Annotated in this window: 17 protein-coding genes and 3 pseudogenes; 12 read left to right on the top strand and 8 right to left on the bottom strand. The window is 69.3% G+C overall.

What is annotated here, in order from left to right; translation table 11 throughout:
- Nucleotides 1–403 precede the first annotated feature (403 nt).
- Nucleotides 404–920, top strand: a pseudogene (locus ACWD04_RS32620) (IS701 family transposase); the annotation flags it as partial.
- A gap of 262 nt (nt 921–1,182) precedes the next feature.
- Complete coding sequence (locus ACWD04_RS32615) at nt 1,183–1,374, top strand: hypothetical protein (RefSeq protein WP_451137354.1); 192 nt, start codon at nt 1,183–1,185, stop codon at nt 1,372–1,374.
- A gap of 405 nt (nt 1,375–1,779) precedes the next feature.
- Here the strand turns inward: ACWD04_RS32615 and ACWD04_RS32610 are convergent, their stop codons facing one another.
- Nucleotides 1,780–1,947 carry a pRL2-8 gene (locus tag ACWD04_RS32610; protein ID WP_451137353.1) on the bottom strand — a complete coding sequence of 56 codons (168 nt, stop codon included), beginning with the start codon at nt 1,945–1,947 and terminating at the stop codon, nt 1,780–1,782.
- On the opposite strand from ACWD04_RS32610, the gene ACWD04_RS32605 reads away from it, so the two are divergent.
- A complete protein-coding gene (locus ACWD04_RS32605) occupies nt 1,904–2,263 on the top strand; it encodes a hypothetical protein (protein ID WP_451137355.1) in 360 nt (119 codons plus the stop codon). The two genes, ACWD04_RS32610 and ACWD04_RS32605, sit on opposite strands and share 44 nt — an antisense overlap.
- A gap of 258 nt (nt 2,264–2,521) precedes the next feature.
- Here the strand turns inward: ACWD04_RS32605 and ACWD04_RS32600 are convergent, their stop codons facing one another.
- On the bottom strand, nt 2,522–2,830 hold the full coding sequence (locus tag ACWD04_RS32600) for an ArsR/SmtB family transcription factor (protein WP_451137352.1): 309 nt from the start codon (nt 2,828–2,830) through the stop codon (nt 2,522–2,524).
- Nucleotides 2,831–2,891: 61 nt separating this feature from the next.
- On the opposite strand from ACWD04_RS32600, the gene ACWD04_RS32595 reads away from it, so the two are divergent.
- Nucleotides 2,892–3,956, top strand: coding sequence for a zinc-binding dehydrogenase (locus ACWD04_RS32595; RefSeq protein ID WP_451137351.1), 1,065 nt, complete (start codon nt 2,892–2,894; stop codon nt 3,954–3,956).
- Between the two features lie 406 nt (nt 3,957–4,362).
- Here ACWD04_RS32595 and ACWD04_RS32590 read toward each other — a convergent pair whose 3' ends face one another.
- On the bottom strand, nt 4,363–4,800 hold the full coding sequence (locus tag ACWD04_RS32590; protein ID WP_451137350.1) for a hypothetical protein: 438 nt from the start codon (nt 4,798–4,800) through the stop codon (nt 4,363–4,365).
- Between the two features lie 175 nt (nt 4,801–4,975).
- Between ACWD04_RS32590 and ACWD04_RS32585 the strand changes: the two are divergent.
- Nucleotides 4,976–5,391 (top strand): annotated as a pseudogene (locus ACWD04_RS32585) (HAD family hydrolase); the annotation flags it as partial.
- 68 nt (nt 5,392–5,459) lie between these two features.
- Here the strand turns inward: ACWD04_RS32585 and ACWD04_RS32580 are convergent.
- On the bottom strand, nt 5,460–8,675 hold the full coding sequence (locus tag ACWD04_RS32580; protein WP_451137349.1) for a hypothetical protein: 3,216 nt from the start codon (nt 8,673–8,675) through the stop codon (nt 5,460–5,462).
- A 309-nt stretch (nt 8,676–8,984) separates the two neighbouring features.
- Between ACWD04_RS32580 and ACWD04_RS32575 the strand changes: the two are divergent.
- Nucleotides 8,985–9,489 (top strand): annotated as a pseudogene (locus ACWD04_RS32575) (DEAD/DEAH box helicase); the annotation flags it as partial.
- Between the two features lie 706 nt (nt 9,490–10,195).
- On the opposite strand, the gene ACWD04_RS32570 reads toward ACWD04_RS32575, so the two are convergent.
- The gene (locus tag ACWD04_RS32570) at nt 10,196–11,083 is read right to left on the bottom strand and encodes an SDR family NAD(P)-dependent oxidoreductase (RefSeq protein ID WP_451137348.1); all 888 of its coding nucleotides are present in this window, start codon (nt 11,081–11,083) and stop codon (nt 10,196–10,198) included.
- A 168-nt stretch (nt 11,084–11,251) separates the two neighbouring features.
- On the opposite strand from ACWD04_RS32570, the gene ACWD04_RS32565 reads away from it, so the two are divergent.
- The 4 genes from ACWD04_RS32565 to ACWD04_RS32550 are packed head-to-tail and all read left to right on the top strand — an operon-like array spanning nt 11,252 to nt 15,757.
- Nucleotides 11,252–12,712 (top strand): GntP family permease, encoded by a 1,461-nt coding sequence (locus ACWD04_RS32565; RefSeq protein ID WP_451137347.1) that lies wholly within the window; start codon nt 11,252–11,254, stop codon nt 12,710–12,712.
- Between the two features lie 52 nt (nt 12,713–12,764).
- Nucleotides 12,765–13,940, top strand: a complete 1,176-nt coding sequence (locus tag ACWD04_RS32560) for a CaiB/BaiF CoA transferase family protein (protein WP_451137346.1) — start codon at nt 12,765–12,767, stop codon at nt 13,938–13,940.
- Nucleotides 13,937–14,788, top strand: coding sequence for an HpcH/HpaI aldolase/citrate lyase family protein (locus tag ACWD04_RS32555; RefSeq protein ID WP_451137345.1), 852 nt, complete (start codon nt 13,937–13,939; stop codon nt 14,786–14,788). The genes ACWD04_RS32560 and ACWD04_RS32555 overlap by 4 nt, the downstream gene beginning before the upstream one ends.
- A 24-nt stretch (nt 14,789–14,812) precedes the next feature.
- Entirely contained in the window at nt 14,813–15,757 is a 945-nt protein-coding gene (locus tag ACWD04_RS32550) for a LysR substrate-binding domain-containing protein (RefSeq protein ID WP_451137344.1), read from the top strand.
- Nucleotides 15,758–15,841: 84 nt separating this feature from the next.
- Here the strand turns inward: ACWD04_RS32550 and ACWD04_RS32545 are convergent, their stop codons facing one another.
- From ACWD04_RS32545 to ACWD04_RS32535, 3 genes are all read right to left on the bottom strand, one after another.
- Complete coding sequence (locus tag ACWD04_RS32545; protein WP_451137343.1) at nt 15,842–16,291, bottom strand: peptidoglycan-binding domain-containing protein; 450 nt, start codon at nt 16,289–16,291, stop codon at nt 15,842–15,844.
- A gap of 281 nt (nt 16,292–16,572) precedes the next feature.
- Nucleotides 16,573–17,004: a peptidoglycan-binding protein gene (locus ACWD04_RS32540; RefSeq protein WP_451137342.1), complete on the bottom strand. Its 432-nt coding sequence runs from the start codon at nt 17,002–17,004 to the stop codon at nt 16,573–16,575.
- A 325-nt stretch (nt 17,005–17,329) separates the two neighbouring features.
- Nucleotides 17,330–17,794 (bottom strand): peptidoglycan-binding domain-containing protein, encoded by a 465-nt coding sequence (locus tag ACWD04_RS32535; protein WP_451137341.1) that lies wholly within the window; start codon nt 17,792–17,794, stop codon nt 17,330–17,332.
- Between the two features lie 307 nt (nt 17,795–18,101).
- On the opposite strand from ACWD04_RS32535, the gene ACWD04_RS32530 reads away from it, so the two are divergent.
- The gene (locus ACWD04_RS32530) at nt 18,102–18,902 is read left to right on the top strand and encodes a peptidoglycan-binding protein (protein ID WP_451137340.1); all 801 of its coding nucleotides are present in this window, start codon (nt 18,102–18,104) and stop codon (nt 18,900–18,902) included.
- On the top strand, nt 18,899–19,732 hold the full coding sequence (locus ACWD04_RS32525; protein ID WP_451137339.1) for a DUF2690 domain-containing protein: 834 nt from the start codon (nt 18,899–18,901) through the stop codon (nt 19,730–19,732). The genes ACWD04_RS32530 and ACWD04_RS32525 overlap by 4 nt, the downstream gene beginning before the upstream one ends.
- The last annotated feature ends 171 nt before the right edge of the window (nt 19,733–19,903 follow it).

Genomic DNA, 19,903 nt, shown 5'->3' with positions numbered 1-19,903 from the left:
AAACAACCATAGTTGGCGCCCCCCCCGGCTAACAAACAGCGGCGGGCCCCCCCGGCCCGGGGGGGGGGGCGCGGGGGGGCCCCCCCCCCCCCCCCCCCCCCACAACGGCAACAGGTTTACGGCACTGCCAGGGCAGAGGCCACTTCTTCGGTTTCGCCCTGGGCGGTCTTGAGGAGCAGTCCTACGACGTCGTCCCAGGAGGAGAGCGTCGCATCCACAGGTTCCGACTGAGTGGTCCGGTCCGAGCAGGTCGTACGCCTCGCCCGGTTACGGACGCCCCTCGACCTGCCCGGCTGGAACCGCGAGGTGACCGACGCCTGGCAGGACAGAGCCACGGCACTGACCCGCTACCGCCGTCAGCTCCCCGACGACACGAGTCTCGACGCGATCCTGGAGTCGCTGTTCCGGCCGGGGCCCTCGGCCGGTTCCTGCCTATCCCGAGCCGGCACAGAGGGTGAAGAGCCTGGTCATCGCGGCGGCAAATCTTCCGCACGCCCGGTGCAGTGGAGGGAGGGATCACGGCCGGGCAGTGGCCGCAGCGGAGTGAAACGCATGTACTCCCGCTTCGTGGCTCTGCGGATCCCGCCCGCCGGACGCGAGATCCGCAAGGCCACGGCCGCCACCGAGCTCCCGACACGCCGGCTGCTGGCCGAATGGCCCGCCGACAGGGACGAGCCCGTGCAGTTCTGGCTCTCCCACCTGCCCGCAACCACCCCGCTGCCCTTCCCCGTGCACACCGCGAAGCTCCGCTGGCGCAGCGAGAACGACTACCGCGAGATGAAACAGGCCCAGGGCCTGGCCCATTTCGAGGGCCGGGCCTGGCCGGGCTGGCACCACCACGCACCCTCGTCTCGATCGCCCACGCCTTCTGCACCCTGCAGCGACTGAACCGATCCCCAAAAGAGACGGCGTCGGCCTGAGCCTCTACCGAGTCGTCCGCGAGCTGCAACTACTCCTCATGATCTGGACCGGCGCCTGCCCCACCTGTCACCGCGACATGCCAGACCCCGCACCAACATGACCAAGCACTAATAGAGGCCCTCCAGGCATTTGGCGCCGCCGCGCGCAGCGGCGATTTCGAAGCACTCCTGCGTGTCCTCGACCCGAAAGTGAAACGACCGTCGACACCCCCGACGGAGTGGTCGTCACCCTCGGCGCCACCAAGTCGCCTCCGGGGCCCGCATGTTCTCCGGCAAGGTCGCCCGCCATCGAGCCGTCCTGGTCAACGGCATCCCCGGCCACATGTCCTGGCGCCCCGACGGAACCCCTCTCTCCCTCATCGCCTTCACCGTCACCGAAGGCCAGATCACCGGCATCCACATCGTCGTCGACCCAGCCAAGCTCGCCTCGGTCCGCCTACCCGCCGAGACCTGAGCCGGTGTCGTCACCTCGCACCCGGCAGAACGGCGTCCCGTGAGATGGCGGAACCACGCTCCTCCGGCGTCGGATCCACCCATCATCCGCCGTGGCCGGCCGCTCGGGCTGCGCCCTGGCGCCATGCTCCGAGACAGCACACTCGTCCGCAGCGGACCGCAGGGGACTGGATCGTGGGTCCGAACGCTCACAAGAGGCCGAGGTCGGCGCTGTGCAGAGGGACATTCCGAATCCGGCCTGCAATTCCGCAAGTCCGAATAGCCGCAGTTGCCATGATCGGGCATCTCGGGGGGTAGATCAGCTCGGTCCTGTGGATTCTCCTTGGGAGAAAGGGGTGCCTGGCAGCTTGGATGGGGCGCTGCCCGGCGGGATGGGTGAGTAGGAGGGAAACTTCGCGCAGCGCCGTCAGCGGACGATCATGTGAGCGGGGTGGCCGTTCTTCATGTGGTCCACGCACTGCGGGCAGTCCTCGCGCGGACCGAGCCGGGCGTGGGTTCCACGGCTGGCGTACGCGTGGAAGCAGCACTGGGTGCACTCCCCACGCGGCGGGTTCGTCGCCTTCGCGCTCGCCATCTCAGCTGGCTCCTTGCGGGTGAAGGGCTCGGGCAGTCCAGATCAGGCGCTGCCCGGCGTCGTCGGTGATCAGGGCGGCGGTCTCGTGCAGCGGGCAGGAGGCGTCTCCGTCGCGGTCCGGCTCGATCTGCTCGGCACGGCACGCGGCGACGGTGACCGGCTGCGCCACGGCCGCGAGGAAGCCGCCGGGCGGGTCGGTGTCCTCGATGAGCTCGCGCAGGATCGCGGCGAGCTCCTCCTGGCCGCGGCGCGGACGTGTTCGGCGCGCGTACGCCGCCGGCCGGTCACCGGGTGGAGGCCTTGGCCGTGGCGATGAGCGCGGCGACGGTCTCCCAGCCGTGGTGCCAGTGTTGTCGAGGTGGTAGGCGCCTTCTCTGACTACGAGGTGAGCGCAGTCCCGCGCGACCCGGGCGGCGTCAGCCTGGAGTGCCCGGCCGCGCCGGACACGGGGCGCCTTCGTCCACGAGTTCCGGTTCCAATTCTGGCCCCACGTCCCCACCCGCACCCGCACCCGCTGGCCCTCCACACCGGCCGGACAACGGATGCACCTGATCACGGCCTGGTGCAACACCCTTCAGAACACATCGCGCAGGGTGTCCAGCAGGCGGGCGATGTTCGCCTCGTCGCGCCGGTAGTAGGTCCACTTGCCTCGCCGGGTGGCGATCACCAGTCCCGCCTGCCGCAGCATCGCGAGGTACTGCGAGGTGGTCGACTGCCCCAGGCCCGCACGCTGCTGGATGTCGCTGACGCAGACACCCATCTCGACGTCGCCGGCCTCCTGGCCGGGGAAGCTCATCGGATCCTTGAGCCACACCAGCATCTGGCGGCGGGCCGGGTTGGACAGGGCCCGGAACACAGCCAGCATCTCAGTCTCGGCGAACACGTGGAGATCGTAACGCATGCACATATTGACGATTCACGATATGACGAGTTAAGTACTTCACATGTCAACTTCCATGCGCGTCACCGAACTCGTCCGCTTCGGTGACGCGGACACCGCCTTCGCCCCCCGCGAGCTGCCCATCCCCGTCCCCGGCCCCGGTCAGGTGTTGGTGCGGGTGATGGCGACCTCCGTCAACCCCCTCGACCTGCAGACCCGGCGCGGCGACTACCGCGACCAACTGCCTCTGCCCGCCGTGATCGGCAACGACGTCTCCGGCGTCGTGGTCGGCAACGGCCCCGGCGCCGATGACTTCCAGCCTGGTGACGAGGTCTGGTACCTGGCACCGATCTTCAGCGGACAGGGCACCTACGCCGAGTACCACGTGGTCGACGAGGCCTTGGTCGCCCGCAAGCCCGCACGGCTGTCGCACGTTGAGGCCGCCGCTCTCACGCTCGTGGGAATGACGGCGTGGCAGACGCTGGTCGAACGCGCCGGACTGCGGGTCGGGGAGCGGGTCCTGGTGCACGGCGGGGCCGGCGGTGTCGGCTCCGCCGCCATCCAGATCGCCGGCGCGCTCGGAGCCGAGGTGGTCACCACCGCCCGGACCAAGGACCACGAGTTCGTCACTCAGCTGGGAGCCACCACCGCCATCGACTTCTCGACCGGTGACTACGTACCCCGGGTCCGTGCGCTCGGCGGAGTGGACGTCGTGCTGGACACGATCGGCGGCGACACCCTCAGCCGCAGCGCGGAGGTCCTCGCCGACCGGGGCCGCGTGGTGTCCATCGTGGACATCCCCCAGCCGCAGAACCTGCTCGCCGCGTGGAGTGTGAACGCGACCTACCACTTCGTCTTCGTCGGCCCCGGCCGGGCAAGGCTCCAAGCCCTCAGCCGCCTGGTCGACCAGGGCAGGCTCCGGCCCGTGATCGGCGCCGTGTTCCCGCTGACCGACATCGCCCAGGCACACAAGCTGCTGGAGGACGGCACCACCGCCAACGGCTCCCCACGCCCCAGCGGCAAGGTCGCCATCACCGTCCACTCGCAGGACCAGCCCCCTACCGGAGGACGTCCCGGCGTTGAGCGACGCGGCCGTCCTCAGCCGGGGCGGCCGCCGGCCGCCCGCTGATCCGCTCCGGCGCGAGGCCGAGGAGCGCTGTACACCACTGCCGAGGGTGGCGCCCCGCTGCTTCTCTCCCCCAGTGGGCCGCATCGGTGGGTGATCGCGGTCACGGCCGATGTCGGAACGTGGAGGCAGGTCAAGAAGTGGGGCGGCAGCCTCGGACGGAGCTTCCGTCACCAGGAACCACCCGCGGAACCAGCGGTGGGCAAGATGTCGGGACCTTCCCGCAGTCGGCTGCGAAAGCGGCAAGCTCGAAGAGGGCTTGGCAGCACAGAGCCGTGAGAGGCAGGAAGAACTCGTCGCAGTGATGGCAGCTGTGAGCGAGGAAGCGGCGCGGAACCGCCGACAGGCCAGCAGGAGCAGCGGGATGGCGCAGCGGCAACAGGTCTTCTGAGTCCCAGCCCTGGCGAGGTCAGAAGTCGGGGCAGATGTTTTCGCGCACGACGTTCAGGATGCGCTCGGCTTTGATGGTTCCGTGGCCGTCAGGGTGATCCGGTGAGGTGAAGCGAGAGTTCGTGGTCTTGATGAGCTTGATGCAGTCGTCCGGGCTGGTCTTCACGGTGCCGCCGTTGATGCCACGGCTGACAGCCTTGTCGTCCTTGCCGTGAACGATGTCCGTATCGATGGCGTTCAGGCTCTCGAGGTACACCTGGCGTTGTGCGGGGTTCGGTTCTGCGGGCAGCCCGGCCGCCTGCCTGGCGGCAGCTCGTTGCTCGGGTGTGATCGCTGAGGCGTCGCTGCTCTTCGCGGGTTTGGTCTCCTCGGTGCTGCTGGTTTCGCCGCTGCATGCGGTGAGCGTGGCGGCCAGGCCGGCGGCGATGAGCACGGCGGTGGTAGTGCGGGTGCGCATGGTCCCCCCAGGACGTTGCGTGATGAGGGGGACATCATCCACGACGGGTGGAACCGGTCTCCACGAGCTGGAGCGATTGCGGCGGTGCGGGCGAAGTCGAGGGCCAAGTGGACTGGCCGATCGCAGGGCAGACCCCGATCACGATGAGCTGGCGGGGCAGGAGGCCACCGCCAGCGCCCTGGACCTGCCGGCCGATCTGGTGGTCACGTCCGAGGAGTGGGGCGTCGCCAGACCGGACCGGGCGTTCTTCGAGCGCGTGCTGGAGGTCTCGGAAGCGGCCCCGCACGCCACGCTGTACGTGGGCGACCACCCGGCCCGTGACCTGTTCCCGGCCAAGTCCTGGGGGTTGCGGGCGGCCCACATCCGCCGCGGCCCGTACGGGCATTGTGGGCGGGCCACCCGGACGTGACGGAGACGGCGGACTGGCGCGTGGACGCCCTGACGGAACTGCTGGCCCTGCTGAGCGGCGCGAAGCCCGGTCTGTCCGGCACACCCGTGCCGCAGCAGCAGGCAGCTCACGGTCCCGGAGCTGGACCTCGTCCAGGCGGCCGCCGGCACGGCCCGTCACACGGCTGCCCGGCTCTGCCGTGAAACGGGCCGGGCCTTCCATCCAGGGATGGAAGGCCCGGCCGCTGCGCTCGGCAGATGGCGCCACACGGTCAGCGGGCGACCGCCTTGGTGGCCTTGCTGACTGCGGAACCACTGCTGTGGCCGGTGCGGCGCGCGGTCACCTTCACCGTGATCTTCGTGCCCCGCTGGGCGGTCTTGAGCGTCAGCGACGTCTTGGTCGCCCCCGCGATCGCCTTGCCGTTCGCGTACCACTGGTAGGTGTACGAGGTCGGGGCGGGCGTCCACGTGCCACGGGCAAGCTTGAGCACCTTGCCCACCTTCGAGGTGCCCGAGACAGTGGGTGCCTTGGTGGCCTTGGGTGCGACACCAGCGGCCACCTTCGCCGCCGCCGTCGTCGAGCTGCCACTGGCGTGTCCGGTGCGCCGGGCCGTGACGCTCACCGAGACCTTCTTGCCGAGCAGCGCCGCCGGGACGGTGTACGCCGACGCGGTCGCCCCGGCCACCGCCTTGCCGTCGGCGCTCCACTGGTAGGCGTACGACGTCGGGGGCCCCGACCACGTGCCCGTGCTCGCCGTCAGGGTGCCGCCGACCTTCGCGGTGCCCGAGACCACCGGAGGCGTGCGGTTCAGGAGCGGTGCCTCGGTGACAGTGAACGAGCCCTTGCCGTACTCCCACGCGTTGTGGGTGACGACGCTGATGCTCCAGTTGTCGGCGGTCAGCCCGGTCAGGTCGAGGACGGCCGTCAGGGTCTTGCGGTCGGCCGACACCGAGGTGGTGGCCGCCTCGACAGTCTTGCCGGACTTGTGGATCCGTACCTTGTCGTCCTCGTGCAGGGCCGTGCCGGAGACCTGGACGGTGATCTTAGTGCCCGCGACGCCGGTGAGCGGGGACACCTGACCGACGGTGACCTTCTCCGGACCGCAGCGGATGGACATGCAGACCGCTTCGGCCTCGTAGGAGGTCCGCGAGGCGGTCTCGGGAAGCGACAGCACGAGGATGCTCGGAGTCACTTCCGTGCTGCGCGGCTCGTTGACGTAGCACTCGTAGCCGTCCGGCAGGAAGCGCATGCAGCCGTTGTCGAGGCTCGCGTCGTACAGCGCCGGTACCGTGGTCGCCGCCGCGCCCTCGGTGTCGCTGATCTTCATCTCGAAGCGGTCGTTGTACGCGGTGGGCAGCACCGCGCACACCGCGCTGTGCGACTCGTCCAGCGTCCCGGTGACCGGGCCGTACCCGTAACTGACGTTGGGCACCTTCGCGCACTCGTCGGCCGGGCCGGCTGCAGTGGCGACACGCAGGGCGTCGAAGCGGTACGCGGGGGCCGCCTTCAGGCCCGCCCGCACGGTGACGAGGACCTGGTAGCTGGTGGAGCCGGAGACCGCACACGCCGCGTTCTTATTGCAGAGGGCCTCACCGTCCGCCCCGTAGGCGACCACGTTCGCGGTGCCCAGGGTGTCACGGACGTTCAGATGCAGGGTGTCCTTCGCGTCGGCCGTGGTGACCTGACGGCAGAGCAGGGCGCCCGGGGCGCCCAGCGCACCGCCGGTGGACGGGCCGCCGACCCGGCTCGCCGGGTTCGCGGTGCAGCCCTTCGCGGTGGCGGTGACGTCCCGCCGGGTCAGGGTGTAGTCGGCGTCGGCGTCGCGGCCGGTGAAGAGCACCGTGTGAGCGACGCCAGGGGCCAGCTCGCAGGTGGTCCAGGTGGAGAGCGACGAGTAGATCGAGCAGACCTGCTTGCCGGCGGCGTCCAGCACGGAGAACTGGGCGGTGGACGCCGTGCCCGGGGCGGCCTGGAGCTGCAGGTTCTCCTGCGCGCGGTGGTCGTCGGCCGGGATGCTCAGGCAGTGCGAGAAGACACCGTCGCCCGTGGACAGACGGGCGGTGGGGCTGGTGGCGGAGAAGTCGCCGGCCGGGATGGCCGGGCAGCCGCTCGCCACGTCCGTCCGGTGCAGGGCGAGGGTGTACGCACCGGTGGGCGGATCCGTGTCATCGGTCGAGACCAGGGCCCTGAAAGGCGCCTTCCCGGTGAGTTCGCACGTCCCGCCCGACAGGGCGGAACCCTCGCACCGCTGGACTCCGTCGGCGTCGACGACCGTCACGTCAGGCCGAGGCTCGGGGCCGTTGAGAGCCTTCAGCGCAGCCATGCGGGCGCCTGCGGGGAGCGGCAGGGAGAGGCAGTCGATCTCGCCACCCGCCGTGAACGCGCCGGTGTACACACCGAGTTCGGCAGGCACGCAGCCGGCCGTGGAGGCCCGGTCGATGATCAGGGTCGAGTCGTCGGTGAGGACGGTATAGTCCCCGGCCGAGGGCAGGTCACATCCCGACCACGTGGTGCAGACGGTCTTTCCCTCCCGGTCGTACACACCGAGCACGGTGCGGACGCCGGAGCCGACGCCGTACACGTCGTGACGTCCGGCGGCCGGGGCGGTGAAGATCTTGCAACCGGTGGAGGCGTCTCCCGCGGTGGGCGCGGAGTTGTACGCGTTCAGCGGGACGTGGGCGCACCCGGCCGGGTCGGAGAGCCTGCGGATCTTCAGGGTGTACGCGGCGGGGAAGCCGTTCTCCGACTCGCTGACCTGGGACAGGACACGGTAGGGGCCGTCACCGGGAAGGACGCAGCCGTCGCTGTCGTCCTCGTTGAAGTGCGGGCAGATCCGGGCACCGGTCTCGTCGGTGATCCAGGACGTGCCCTGGCCGTACACGACGGTCCTGATGTCGTTCGTGATCCGCTCTCCGGGCTTCGCCGTGAACGGCCGGCACTGGACGGCCGTGGGCCCGGCCGCCGATCCGGTGAGCGGCGCGGTGTCCCAGCGGGTGTCTGTCTCGGGGGCGCAGCCCTCGTTGGTACCGAGGGGAACGATGGCGACCGTGGGTCTGCTCGGATCCGCCCAGTTGTTGAACAGTCGGAGCGTGTACGCGCCCTGACGGGTCAGGGCGCACCAGCCGGCGCCCCACTCGGGGTCGTAGCAGTCGACCGGATTCTCTCCGTCGAACACCGAGGGGTAGGTGTTGTGACTGCCGCTTCCGGTCAGGAGCAGGCGGTGCAGTCCGGGCCGCTCCACGGTGAAGGTGAAGCAGACGGTCCCGTCTGCGGGGATGTCCACCGTGCCCTCGGCGGGCGCGGCTTCGCCGAAGGAGGAGAGCGGAAGGGCGGAACAGTCCGTGGCGGTGGTGGCGTCGGCCGTGGTGCCTGTGGGGTAGGCCTGCGCCGACCTCACGGGCAGTACCGACGAGAGTATGACCGCCAGTGCGATCAGCAGAGCGGTGTACGCCGCGGATCTCGCGGCCGTACACGAGCGATGAGACATTCCGTTCCCCCCGGAGCGGTGAAGTGGAGTGTGCGCCGGAGCCTCCGCGTACGACGGGCGGGCTCGGCAGTGCTGGACGCGTACCTGTCACGTGTGACAGGTAAAGAGCGCACGTGATGATCGCACAATGTGCTGCCTCGCGACACGCGCTTTTCGGCAGTCGGTCGGCCCGGACCCTGGTTATTTTGCGCCGGTCCGGGCGTGCCGGTCCGGCCCCGGACCTGACCGCCGTACCTCAGGCGCGGGGACCTGCTTCCCCAGCACCGCCTGCATCACACGCTTCGCGATCGGCCCGCCCAAGCCACCACAGAGCTCGGGCTGTCGGAGGCGATCGAACGGGAGATCCTCGCCGGGTTCGAGATCGACGTCCTGGAGATCCGCGACCCCTCCCCCGTCCTCGGGGAGTCCGAGGAGGCGGCGCGACCGACGTCCGGCGCTTTTGCGGACCGCACCCTGGAGCACGGCGCCGCGTGGGATCTGCGCACCATGACGTTCCACCAGAAGGTGGAAGAGGCCGCCACGTTCGCGGAAAAGCTGCCCGAGTCCCTGCCGAGCTGTACGTCAACGACGCCTCCGAGGAAGACCTGGCGGGCCGCGGACCGGCTGCCCGCATCGTCCCATCGACGCGGCCTCCTACGAGCTGGAGGTCGGCCGCCACGTACCCCCGGACCGGGTGTGGTCGGCGTGGCTGTGCGGCGACCACCTCGTGTCCGAGCGGCGCGAGGTCCTGCGCCAGTTCGCCAACGGCATCGACACGGCCGGGCACCGGGTCCACCGCGCCTTCCTCCCCGGCGTTCGTGTGCTCGGGGAAGGCCACAGCGCGAACAAGGCCCGGAGGTCGTCCGTGACTGCGAACCGCCCGTGATAAGGGGCCCGCTCCCCCGGTGCCGCAGCCACCGCTTCGTCCCGTTGAGCGGCAGCCAGCCACCGCCACACCGCGCGCTCCCGCACCCCCAGCACGTCCGCCGCCGACCGCACCTGCCGGGTGATCGGCTTCCCCTCCCGGCGCAGGGCAAGCAACCGGCGCACCACCGGAGCACGCGACGCCCGAACAGACACAGCGGGCAACCTGCCGCCCGGTCCGTCCCAAACCCCTCGAGTCCTCTGTGAGGCGACATGGAACGGCACCGGGTGCTCCTCGGCCTTCAGAAGCTGTGTCAGAACAGGTGCTCTGTAATTTTCGGTGACGTAGAACTGGTTCTCTCATCTGCGTGCCGTGGCCGGACGGGGTTCGGGCAGGAAAGGACACTCGGTAAACGACAGCGAGACGCGTCTGCATGCGGCTCGGCGCATGTGAAATCAACAGCAACCGCTGGCCAACGGTTGTGTGACCCTTCCGGTGCAATTTTATTCAAGCCGTTGTCTTTCCGGTCATGGTCGTTGAGTTTCTGCTGGTCAGGGGTGAATTCTGCGTCGGTGTGGAAGCGTCGGGGCCGTCCTGCTTCTTGATCGATGGGGGTTGCTGATGGCGTCGGTGCTGGGTCTGCTGGAGGCGAAGGAGTCCGCCGCGCGGGAGGCGGTCAGGCGGCGACGCCATCGCCCGTCGAGCGGGGCCCCGGGCCCCGGCTCACGGAACCCGGGATGTGTCCCCGGCTCCCCGTGCGGAGGCGTTCCATCAACTGCCCGTCCCCCGCCCGGGCGCCACCGGCGACATCCAGGCTCAGACCCGTCAGGTGACGGTTTGCCGGGTCGCTGAGGAAGGCGATGGTCGCCGCCACCTCCTCCGGCTCGGCGAACCGGCCCATCGGGATCTGGGCGGCTCGGGCTTGGCGGGCGCGCTGGTCCCCCTCGGGGTCGCCGCTGCCGGCGCGGGTCGCGAGCTGGTCCCACATGGCGGTGTTGACCGGCCCGGGGCACACACAGTTGACCGACACGTTGTCCGGGCCGAGTTCCAGAGCGAGCGACCAGCAGATGTTCAACACAGCCGCCTTGCCGGCGTTGTACGGCACGTACGCGCGACGGGCCTCCTTCGCGGCCACCGAGGCGACCGCGACCATGGAGCCGGAGCGCTGGGCCTGCATGATCAGCCCGACTTCGCGCAGTACGGAGAAGGCACCCGTGGCGTTGATCGCCATCACTCGGGCGAACTCGGAGCTCGGGGTGGTGAGCAGGTCCGGCTCGTTGCCGAGCACTCCGGCAGCGTGCACCAGGACGTCGATCGTCCCGAATACCGCCCGGATCCCGGTCACGGTGCCGTGCACCGCCTGCTCGTCGGTGACGTCGAGCTCACGGAAGTCCGCGAGCCACGGCGGCCGGCTGTCCGGTGCCGTGCGGTCGCAGCCGATGACCACGGCGCCCGCCGCGTGCAGGCGTTCGGCGGTAGCGGCTCCGACGCCTCCGCTGGACCCGGCGACGAGCGCGATCTGGGGCGGGGCCCTCTGCGAGCCGGCCGGACCGGCCGAAAGCACTCCGGGCCGGTAGCGGTCGGTCGTTACCGGCCCGGATCGATGGACAGAGCTATAACCGGTGCTTATGCCCTCATCGGGAATCCCTCTCTACCGGCCACGTTCCGGCTATGTTTCCATCACATGAACTCACGCCGCGGGGAAGCGTGATGGAGGCGCTCCCTGGCCCGTGTGGCAACTGTCGCGAGAACCCGGCGCGACCTGGCGAGAGGATCTGAGAAATTGATTGCCCTGCACGCTGCGATTGCGATTGCCGCGGTTGTCCTGCTTATTCTGGTACCGCGGGTCGAGCCCGTCATCGCGCTGGTCATCGGCTCGATCTACCTGGGCGTCGCCGCCGGGCTCGGACTCGAAGGCACGATGACTACGATCGTCGAGGGATTCGGCGAAATAATGGCCGAAGTGGGGCTGCTCATCGGCTTCGGAGTGCTTCTCGGATCGCTGCTCAATTCAATGGGCGTATTGCAGAATCTCGTTGACAAACTCCTGCGCGTTCTGGGTCCCGGGAAAATCTCCTATGCGCTTGCCACTGCGTTGACTGCGGTATTTCCCTCGATCTACGTGGATGTCCAGCTTGTTCTCGCCGCTCCGCTGGCCCGCTCCGCGGCCCGGCGGATAGGGCACAACGGAATCCCGTTGATGGGCGGGGCGCTCAGCGCGGGCATCCTCGTCGGTTACGTGTTCGTGGTACCCGGTCTGGGCACCCTGGCGATCGCGGGACTCCTCGACGTCCCGCTCGGCACGATGCTGGTCTACGGGTTCGTGCTCGGCCCGCTCACCGCTCTGCTGACCGTCTTCATCTACAGCCGCATGCTCAAGCACGGGTTCTGGAACAAGGACAGGGACGAGGTGGCGGGCGGCGCAGCCGACGACGCGAGCGAAGAAGTCAGCGGGCCTGCCGAGCCGGGCAAGCCCGAGGTGCTCCAGAAATCCGCCGAGCGCCACGCCGCCGCCGAGCCCAGGGCGGCGCGCCGGATACCCCCGTTGTCGGTGTCGCTGCTGCCCATCCTGATCCCGCTGCTGCTGATCGCCACCGGCGCGATCACCGCAGCCGCCGGGATCGAGTCCGATGTGCTCACGTTCCTCGGTAACCCCGCGTTCGCCCTCTTCGTCGGTCTGCTCGGGGGTTATGTGCTTGCGAGATGGACGCTCCCCCGCGAGCAGGTCGGCGAGTCCGTGACGCAGGGTTTCAACAGCACCGGGCAGATCCTGCTCGTGACGGGCGTCGGCGGCTCGCTGGGCGCGGTCATCGGCAAGTCCGGACTCGACCACACCCTCGCGGGGATCTTCTCCGCCGACGCCGGCATGCCCGTCTTGGTGACGATTCTCCTCGTCTGGCTGGTCGCGGCCCTCCTGCACCTCGCCATCGGTTCGATCGGGGTCGCCGCGATCGCCGCCGCCGGCATCGTCGCCCCGATCATGGGAAGTCTCGATGTCCCGGCCGAAGTGCTCGCGCTGGCCATCGGTTCCGGCGCGCTGTTCGCGCTGCAGGTGAACAGCAACTTCTTCTGGATGTTCCAGGCGTTGCTCGGAATCACCACCCGAGGGGCTTTCAAAGCCCTCACCTTCGTGACCGCGCTGGCGTCGGTCGTGTCGCTGGTCCTGGTCGTGGGCGTGAGCTTCGTGGCGTGAGCCTCGTAGCGCGTGGCGTGACAGCCCTTTCGACAACCGAAGGAAGAAGGATATGCAACCCCTACGCGGCATCACCGTCGTTTCACTCGAGCAGGCCATCGCCGCTCCCTACGCCACCCGGCATCTCGCCGACCTCGGAGCCCGCGTGGTCAAGGTGGAGCGGCCGGTGACCGGTGACTTCGCCCGGGCGTACGACTCGCGCGTGAACGGCCTCAGTTCCCATTTCGTGTGGGTCAACCGCAACAAGGAGTCACTCACCCTCGACATCAAGGACCCGCGCGCCATGGACGTGCTGCGCCGGCTCCTTGCCGATGCCGATGTCTTCATCCAGAACCTGGCACCTGGCGCGGCCGCCCGCGCGGGGCTCGGCTTCGATAATCTGGTGGCCTCCAACCCGAGGTTGATCGTCTGTGACATCTCGGGCTACGGCGCGGGGGGTCCGTACGCGTCCAAGAAGGCATACGACTTGATGGTGCAGAGCGAGTCGGGACTGCTTTCGGTGACCGGAACCGACGACGAGATGGCGAAGGTGGGCATCTCCGTGTCCGACATCGCCGCCGGCGTCTACGCCTACAGTTCGATCCTCGCCGCACTCCTTGAGCGCGGCCGGACCGGAGCAGGCACCCACATCGATGTGTCGATGCTGGAGGCCACGGTCGAGTGGATGGGCTTCCCCATGTACTACGCCTACGGCGGCGCCGAACCGCCGCCGAGGGCGGGCGCCGCGCACGCGACCATCTATCCGTACGGCCCGTTCGTCGCCGGTGACGGCAAGGTCGTCATGATGAGCATCCAGAACGAGCGCGAGTGGGCGGCGTTCTGTGACCGCTTCCTGGAGCAGCCGGAGCTCGCGAGCCACCCGGACTACGCAGGCAACGCGGTCCGCAACGCCCACCGCGACGCCCTTGGCAGCATCGTCTCCGAGCGCTTCGCCGAGCTGACGAGCGCCGAGGCCATCGAGTTGCTCGGCTCGGTTCCGGTCGCCAACGCCCGGGTCAACACGGTCGCCGAGGTCTGGGAGCACCCGCAGCTGGCGGCCCGCGGACGCTGGCACAAGATTCAGACCCCGGCCGGCCCGGTGGCTTCGCTCGCCCCTCCCGGCCTGGTCACCGACGAGCCGCGGATGGATCCGGTGCCGGATCTCGGCGAGCACACCCGGGCCATCCTGAGCGAGCTGGGGCTTGCGGACAGCGAGATCGACGAGCTCGTGGCGGAGGGCGTCGCATGAGCGGCATCGGCGGAGGTCCGGACCGCTTCGCCGCCGCCGACGGCCTGCTCAGCACTGCGGTGAGCTGGCTGTTCGTGCCGGCGTCCCGGCCTGAGCGGTTCGCCAAGGCCGTCGGCAGTGGTGCCCACGTCGTCGTCATCGACCTCGAGGACAGTGTGACCGCGGACGGCAAGGCGGGGGCCAGGGCAAACCTGCGGGATGCCTGGCCCGGCGACACCGGGGTGCCCGTGGTGGTCCGGGTCAACGGGTCCCGTACCGCGGAGATCGCCGACGATCTCGCCGTGTGCCGCGAGTTGTCCCCGGCGGCCGTCGTACTGCCCAAGGCGGAGTCCGCCGCCGAGGTTCGCGCTGCTGCCGAGGAGAGCGGTGCGGCCGTTCTTCCGCTGATCGAATCGGCTCGCGGACTGGTGAACCTCCCGGAGATCGCCGTGGCGCCCGCGTGTGTACGTCTGCTGTTCGGCAGCGTCGACCTCGCGCTCGATCTGGGCACCAGCGACGACGCGGCGCTCGACTCCTCCCGGAGCGACCTGGTCCGCTGGTCGGCGGCGGCCGGGCTGCCTGCGCCGGTCGACGGCGTCAGTACCGCCCTCCGGGACACCGCGGTCGTCACCCGCGAGGCCACCAGAGCCAAGGGGTGGGGCTTCGGAGGGAAGCTGTGCATCCATCCGGCTCAGATCCCGCTTGTCCGAGCGGCCTTCGCACCCAGTGACGTCGAGGTGAGCTGGGCCCGGCGGGTGCTGGCCGTCGGCCACGATGGTGCGGCGACCGCGGACGGTGAGATGATCGACCGACCGATCGTGGAACGCGCCCGGCGTATCGCCCGGGAGGCCGAGCGGGCCGGACGGTAGGGAAGGCAGCACCGAGGCACCATCGTGGACATCGCCCACCTGCGCGTTTTCATCGCCGTCATCGAATCCGGCAGTCTGTCCCGGGCTGCCGGGGTGCTGCATGTGTCCCAGCCCGCGGTCAGTCACCGTATGGATCAGCTCGAGTCCCATCTCGGCGTCCGGCTCCTGGAGCGCGGGCCCCGGGGCGTGCGGGCCACGGCCGCCGGGCAGGCTCTGTACCGGGATGCCCAGCAGCTCGTCCGCCAGTTCGACCGGCTCGCGCAGGACGTCGCCCAGGGCCGGAACCGCGTGCACGGCCCGGTAGCGGTCGGGCTGCCGACCACGGTCGCCGCTCAGCTGGCGCCGGCCCTGTTCTCCTGGACGAAAGCGAACTACCCGGGTATCCACCTGCAGCTGTTCGAGTCGATGAGTGGCTACATCCATGAACTGCTGCTGGCGGGACGCCTCGATGTGGCCGCGGTCTACCGTGAGGACGACGCGCCACGGCCGGCGGAGGTCCCGCTGTACTCCGAGGAGCTGTACCTGATCGGACAGCCGGAACCGGCCCCGCCCGCCGAGGACGAGGTATCCCTCCACGATCTGCGGCGGGTGCCGCTGGTGACACCCGGAGGCCGCAGCAATCTCCGCACTCTGGTGGACCGTGCGTTCGCGGCGCAGGGCCTCAGTCCCACGATCGTCGGCGACGTGGAGTCGCTAGGCACGCTGATCCGCATCGCGGAGAGCGGCGAGGCGTGCACGATCCTGCCGCTGTCCGCGGTCGCCGGACACACGGCCCCGCGCGGTCTCGGCGTACGCAGGATCGTGGATCCCGCACTTCAACGGCACATCGCCGTACGTACCGGCACGGACCGCTACGAACCGCGCACAGCCGTCGCCGTGGTCCGTCAGGGCATTGTCGAGGTGACCAGGCAACTCGCCGACGACGGCCGGTGGCAGGGCATCCGGATCCACGGTGGGGCACCGGGCTGACGTCGCGGTGAAGTGCCGCGAGTCTCGGCGATCGCGTCATGAGCCCGGCGGTTCGGGCGCCACCCGCGCGGGTCGAACAGCCGGTCAGCAGTAAACCTTCGACGTCTCCGACAACCGGACGAACGCGGCCTGGGTCCCGGCTCCGGCCACGCCGTCGATCAGTCCGGTGTAGCCCCAGGCACGCTTCAGAGCACGCTGCAGCGCCATCACTGTCTGGGGACCGACGGCACCGTCGATGGCCCCGTTGTAGTCGGCGTAGTCATAGGCGGCGAGATAGCGTTGCATGGCCTTCCAGCTGTTGGTCCCCAGTGCCCCGTCGATCGCGCCCGCGTACCCCCAGCCGTAGTCGAGAAAGCACTGCACGTGCTTGGCCTGGGTGGTGGTCAGGCCGAGGTTGACCACGGCGGCCGCCGCCTGCGGAGCGGCAACGGGTGGCGCCGGGACCGCATATGCGGCACCGGAGGCACCCACGGTGGCCAGGGCAGCGACGGCGACGACGGTGGCCAGGGCCTTCGTCAGGGAGCTGTGACGCATATGAGTTCGTCCTTCCGGGTTGGTGGTGAATGCGGAGCGAGGTCGCTGCGGTTCGCCCGCCGGGGGCTGGTGGGCCGGTGTGTCAGGCGCAGGTGGCTTCGGAGAGGGCCTGCTTGCAACGGGGTGGGGGTGGTAGGGGACACCGACCAGACCGATGGTGGGAAGTGCGGCAGCGGTAAGCGTGCTCAGGTGCTTCGCGGACATGCGGTCCTCGCTGTCATGGCTGAGGCGCGCGGCACGAGCTCTGGGGGCGGAGTGGATCCGCCCCCAGAGGGGCGCAATCAGAAGTACAGCTGGTAGTAGTAATCGCCCGCGCGGGCGAAGGCCGCCTGTGTTCCCTCGCCCGCGACGCCGTCGAGCCGGCCGGTGTACTTCCAGTCCTCCTTCAGCCACTTCTGCAGGGCGACGATGGTTTTCGGGCCCGGAACGCCGTCGAGGGCGCCGTCGTAGTCGTGGTACCACTTGAGCATCTGCTGCATGGCCTTCCAGCTGTCGGGACCAAGAGCCCCGTCGACAACCATGCTGCTGTCGAGGTCGTAGGCGATCAGCATCTCCTGCATGCCCTTGGCCTGCCTGGTGCTCAGACCGAGATTGACCACGGCGGTCGTCCCGTACGCCCCGGCGCCGGTGGCGCTCGACTCGGCGGCGGAGCTCGTGCCCGCGGTGGCAAGGCCGGTGGCCGTGAGTCCCAGCGCCAGGGACGCTGTGATCAAGGACCTGGTGAGTATTTCCGGTCGCATGGGATCTTCTCTTGTCGTGGCGGTCGTGACCGCGGTGGGGTGGGGTGAGGGTGGAAGTCTGGCGTTGGTGCGTCCGGACGTCGGCCGGTACCGGTGGCTTACGCAGCGGGACATCGACGGCCTGCATCACCTTGCTGAACCCCGCGCGCGTGGAGCGGCCGGAGAACAGCTCGCCCATCCCGGTGAACTGGAGAACGTGCTTGCCGGAGTGGACGGCCTGGCCCCATCGGCGGAGCAGGCGAGCCGGTTCCCTGACTTTCTGGACTGTCCTTACGCGAGCTCGCGTTGTTGGTCCGCGTCAGATCCTGCTGCAGCCACTGATGCCCCAATGCTTCATGACGTCTCGGGTCCGAGGGCCGTAGTAGCCGTCGGCGTGGGCCTCCCCGAGGTAGGCCGCCTGGATGGATCTGACGGCGAGGAAGGTCTTTTCGCCGTAGTAGCCGTCGACGGTAAGGCTGAAGTTGTGACAGGCGTTGAGGCTGGTCTGGAGGACTTTCACGGCCTCGTTGGACCTGCTGGTGTTGAGGACGAGGTTGCAGGTCAGAGTGGGAGTCGGCTGCCCGTAGGCGGGAACCTTGTGCCCACTGACGCTCTTGTACGTGTTGCAGGTCGGGTACGGGTCTGCCGCCGCGGCTGAGGGCGCAAGGGCCATACCGGTAAGGGTGACGGTGGCGAGTACGCCGACAGTAGCGGCGAGACGAGCCCTGGTCGGGCGAGCGACCGCGCCGGCGGCACTGACGAGCATCTTGGTGACAGCTCGCATTTTTGTCTCCTCCGTTGACGTGCGATGAACGGAGCCGACAGCATCGGTCGGCTCCGCAATGAGACTGCGGGTTCGGCGCGATGCTCAGCCACTGCTGACGCGGAAGTGGCGTAATCCTGGGACACCTAATGTTCTGACCTGCTGGGACGTCGCCCGCTGTGTCGCTGCGGCGGGACGACCACGAGGGGAAGTAGATGATCTTGTATCAAGGCGGGGCAGCCGTTGCGTGAGCTCTGTGATGGCTGATACAGAATGAGGCCGGGACACGGAGGGCCGGATGGCGGGCCCTGATGCGAGTGGGGGAGACGTGTCGCGTTGGAAGGCGCTGCCGGTGGAACTGCATCCGCGAGTCCACCAGTTGATCGTGCGATTGCGCAGACTGAAGGACCTCAGCGAGTTGAGTACGCGGCAGCTGGCGGAGAAGACCGGGTACAGCGCGAGGTCGTGGCAGCGGTACTTGAACGGCCGGTCACTGCCGCCGTGGAAGGCCGTCGAGGCGATGGCCCGCATCGGCGGTGACGATCCGACCCGGCTGCTGGTGCTGCACGAGATCGCCGCCGAACGCTGGCTGGAGGGCCGCGGATCCGCCGCTGATGCTCCGGAGAGCGGCCCCTCGACGCCGGCGCACACGCCGCCCACGGAACGGCGGCCGCACGGACGCTACCCGCGCGCCCTGGTGACGGCGGGAGTGGTGGCCCTGGTGCTGTCCGTCTCCGCGGCGCTTCTGCTGGCCGCGCAGCTCGCCGATGCCCGCGCCGAGCTCGCGGACGACCTCGCCGGCCCGGTCGTGGCGGCCCCGTCCACCGTGTCGGAGTCCTTGGTGCCGGTCGTCTACACCTGCCGACTGGAGCGGCGTGACGGTCGCTGGTATGCGGGCCTCAGCCGCACCAGGGACACCATTCTGGCGTACACCCACGTGGGGCCGGAAGTGGCCGAGGCACAGTGCCTGCTGCGCCGGGCGGGCATCTCTCTGACGGAGATCGACGGCATCTTCGGCCCCAAGACGCAGCGCGCGGTCGAGCGCATCCAGACACGTGACGGGCTGGTGGTGGACGGTGTCATCGGCCCGCACACCTGGAAGGCCCTTCGGGAGGCGGCACCGAAGTGACCGCGGAGCACACCCGCCTGACCGCGGTGCTGCGGGAGCTGCGGGCTCGTACCGGTCTGAGCCTGGCGGCCCTGTCGGAACGCACGGCGTACAGCAAGTCCTCGTGGGAGCGCTACCTCAACGGCAAGAGCCTGCCCCCTCGCCGGGCCGTACAGGAGTTGTGCCGAGTCGCGAACGAACCGGACGGGCGGCTGTTGGCCCTATGGGAGATCGCCGAGGCGGACTGGAGTGGACGTGCGGCGGCCCCTGCTGCCCAGGAGCCGCGGCCACAGCCGCAGGAACCGCCCCGGCCCACTGCGGCCGGGCGGCCGCGCGGCCGCAGGGGCCGACTCATGCGGGCGCTGGCGTCGGCGTACACCGTGATCGTCGTCGGAGTGGTGCTGGTGCTGGTGCTGGTGCTGGTGCTCTTCATGATGCTGACCCGCCACACCCAGGAGGGTGAGCCGCTGTCGGCTTCCTCGCCTTACTCCCTCGCCCCCCAGTGTCACGGAGCCGCCTGTGAGGGACAGGACCCGATGCGCTTGATCTGCGCCATCGGCCCCGACACCCTCACCACGTACCGCACGGCCACCGGCGCTCACGTGGAGCTGCGCTACAGCGAGAAGTGCGGCGCGAGCTGGGCCCGGTTGTGGGGAGCCCGGATCGGCGACCGGGTAGAGGTCACGGCGGGGGGCCCGACCCACGATGTACGCATCGAGGACAGTGCCGATACGGAAACCTACCTCTACACCGAGATGACTGAGGCCCACCCCGGCAGCACGGTCCGTGTCTGTTTCCGGCCTACGTCGGCCGCCGGCGAACGGGAGTGCGCCGAGGCCCGCGTGGCCTAGCCTCGCGCTTTCATGAAGCCGGCTACCCGACGGGTGGCCAGGTAAGCGAAAAGTGCCTCTTACCAGCAATGCCGGGGATTTAGTACGTTCTTGCAGGTCAGGCGGGGTGTTTGGTGACTCTCAGCGTGTAGTGGACGTTACTGAGAGTGCGGGGCTGGTCCCGTTTTCTGA

This window comes from Streptomyces sp. NPDC002911, from assembly GCF_053591835.1.
This window is presented reverse-complemented; position numbering and strand designations above follow the sequence as displayed.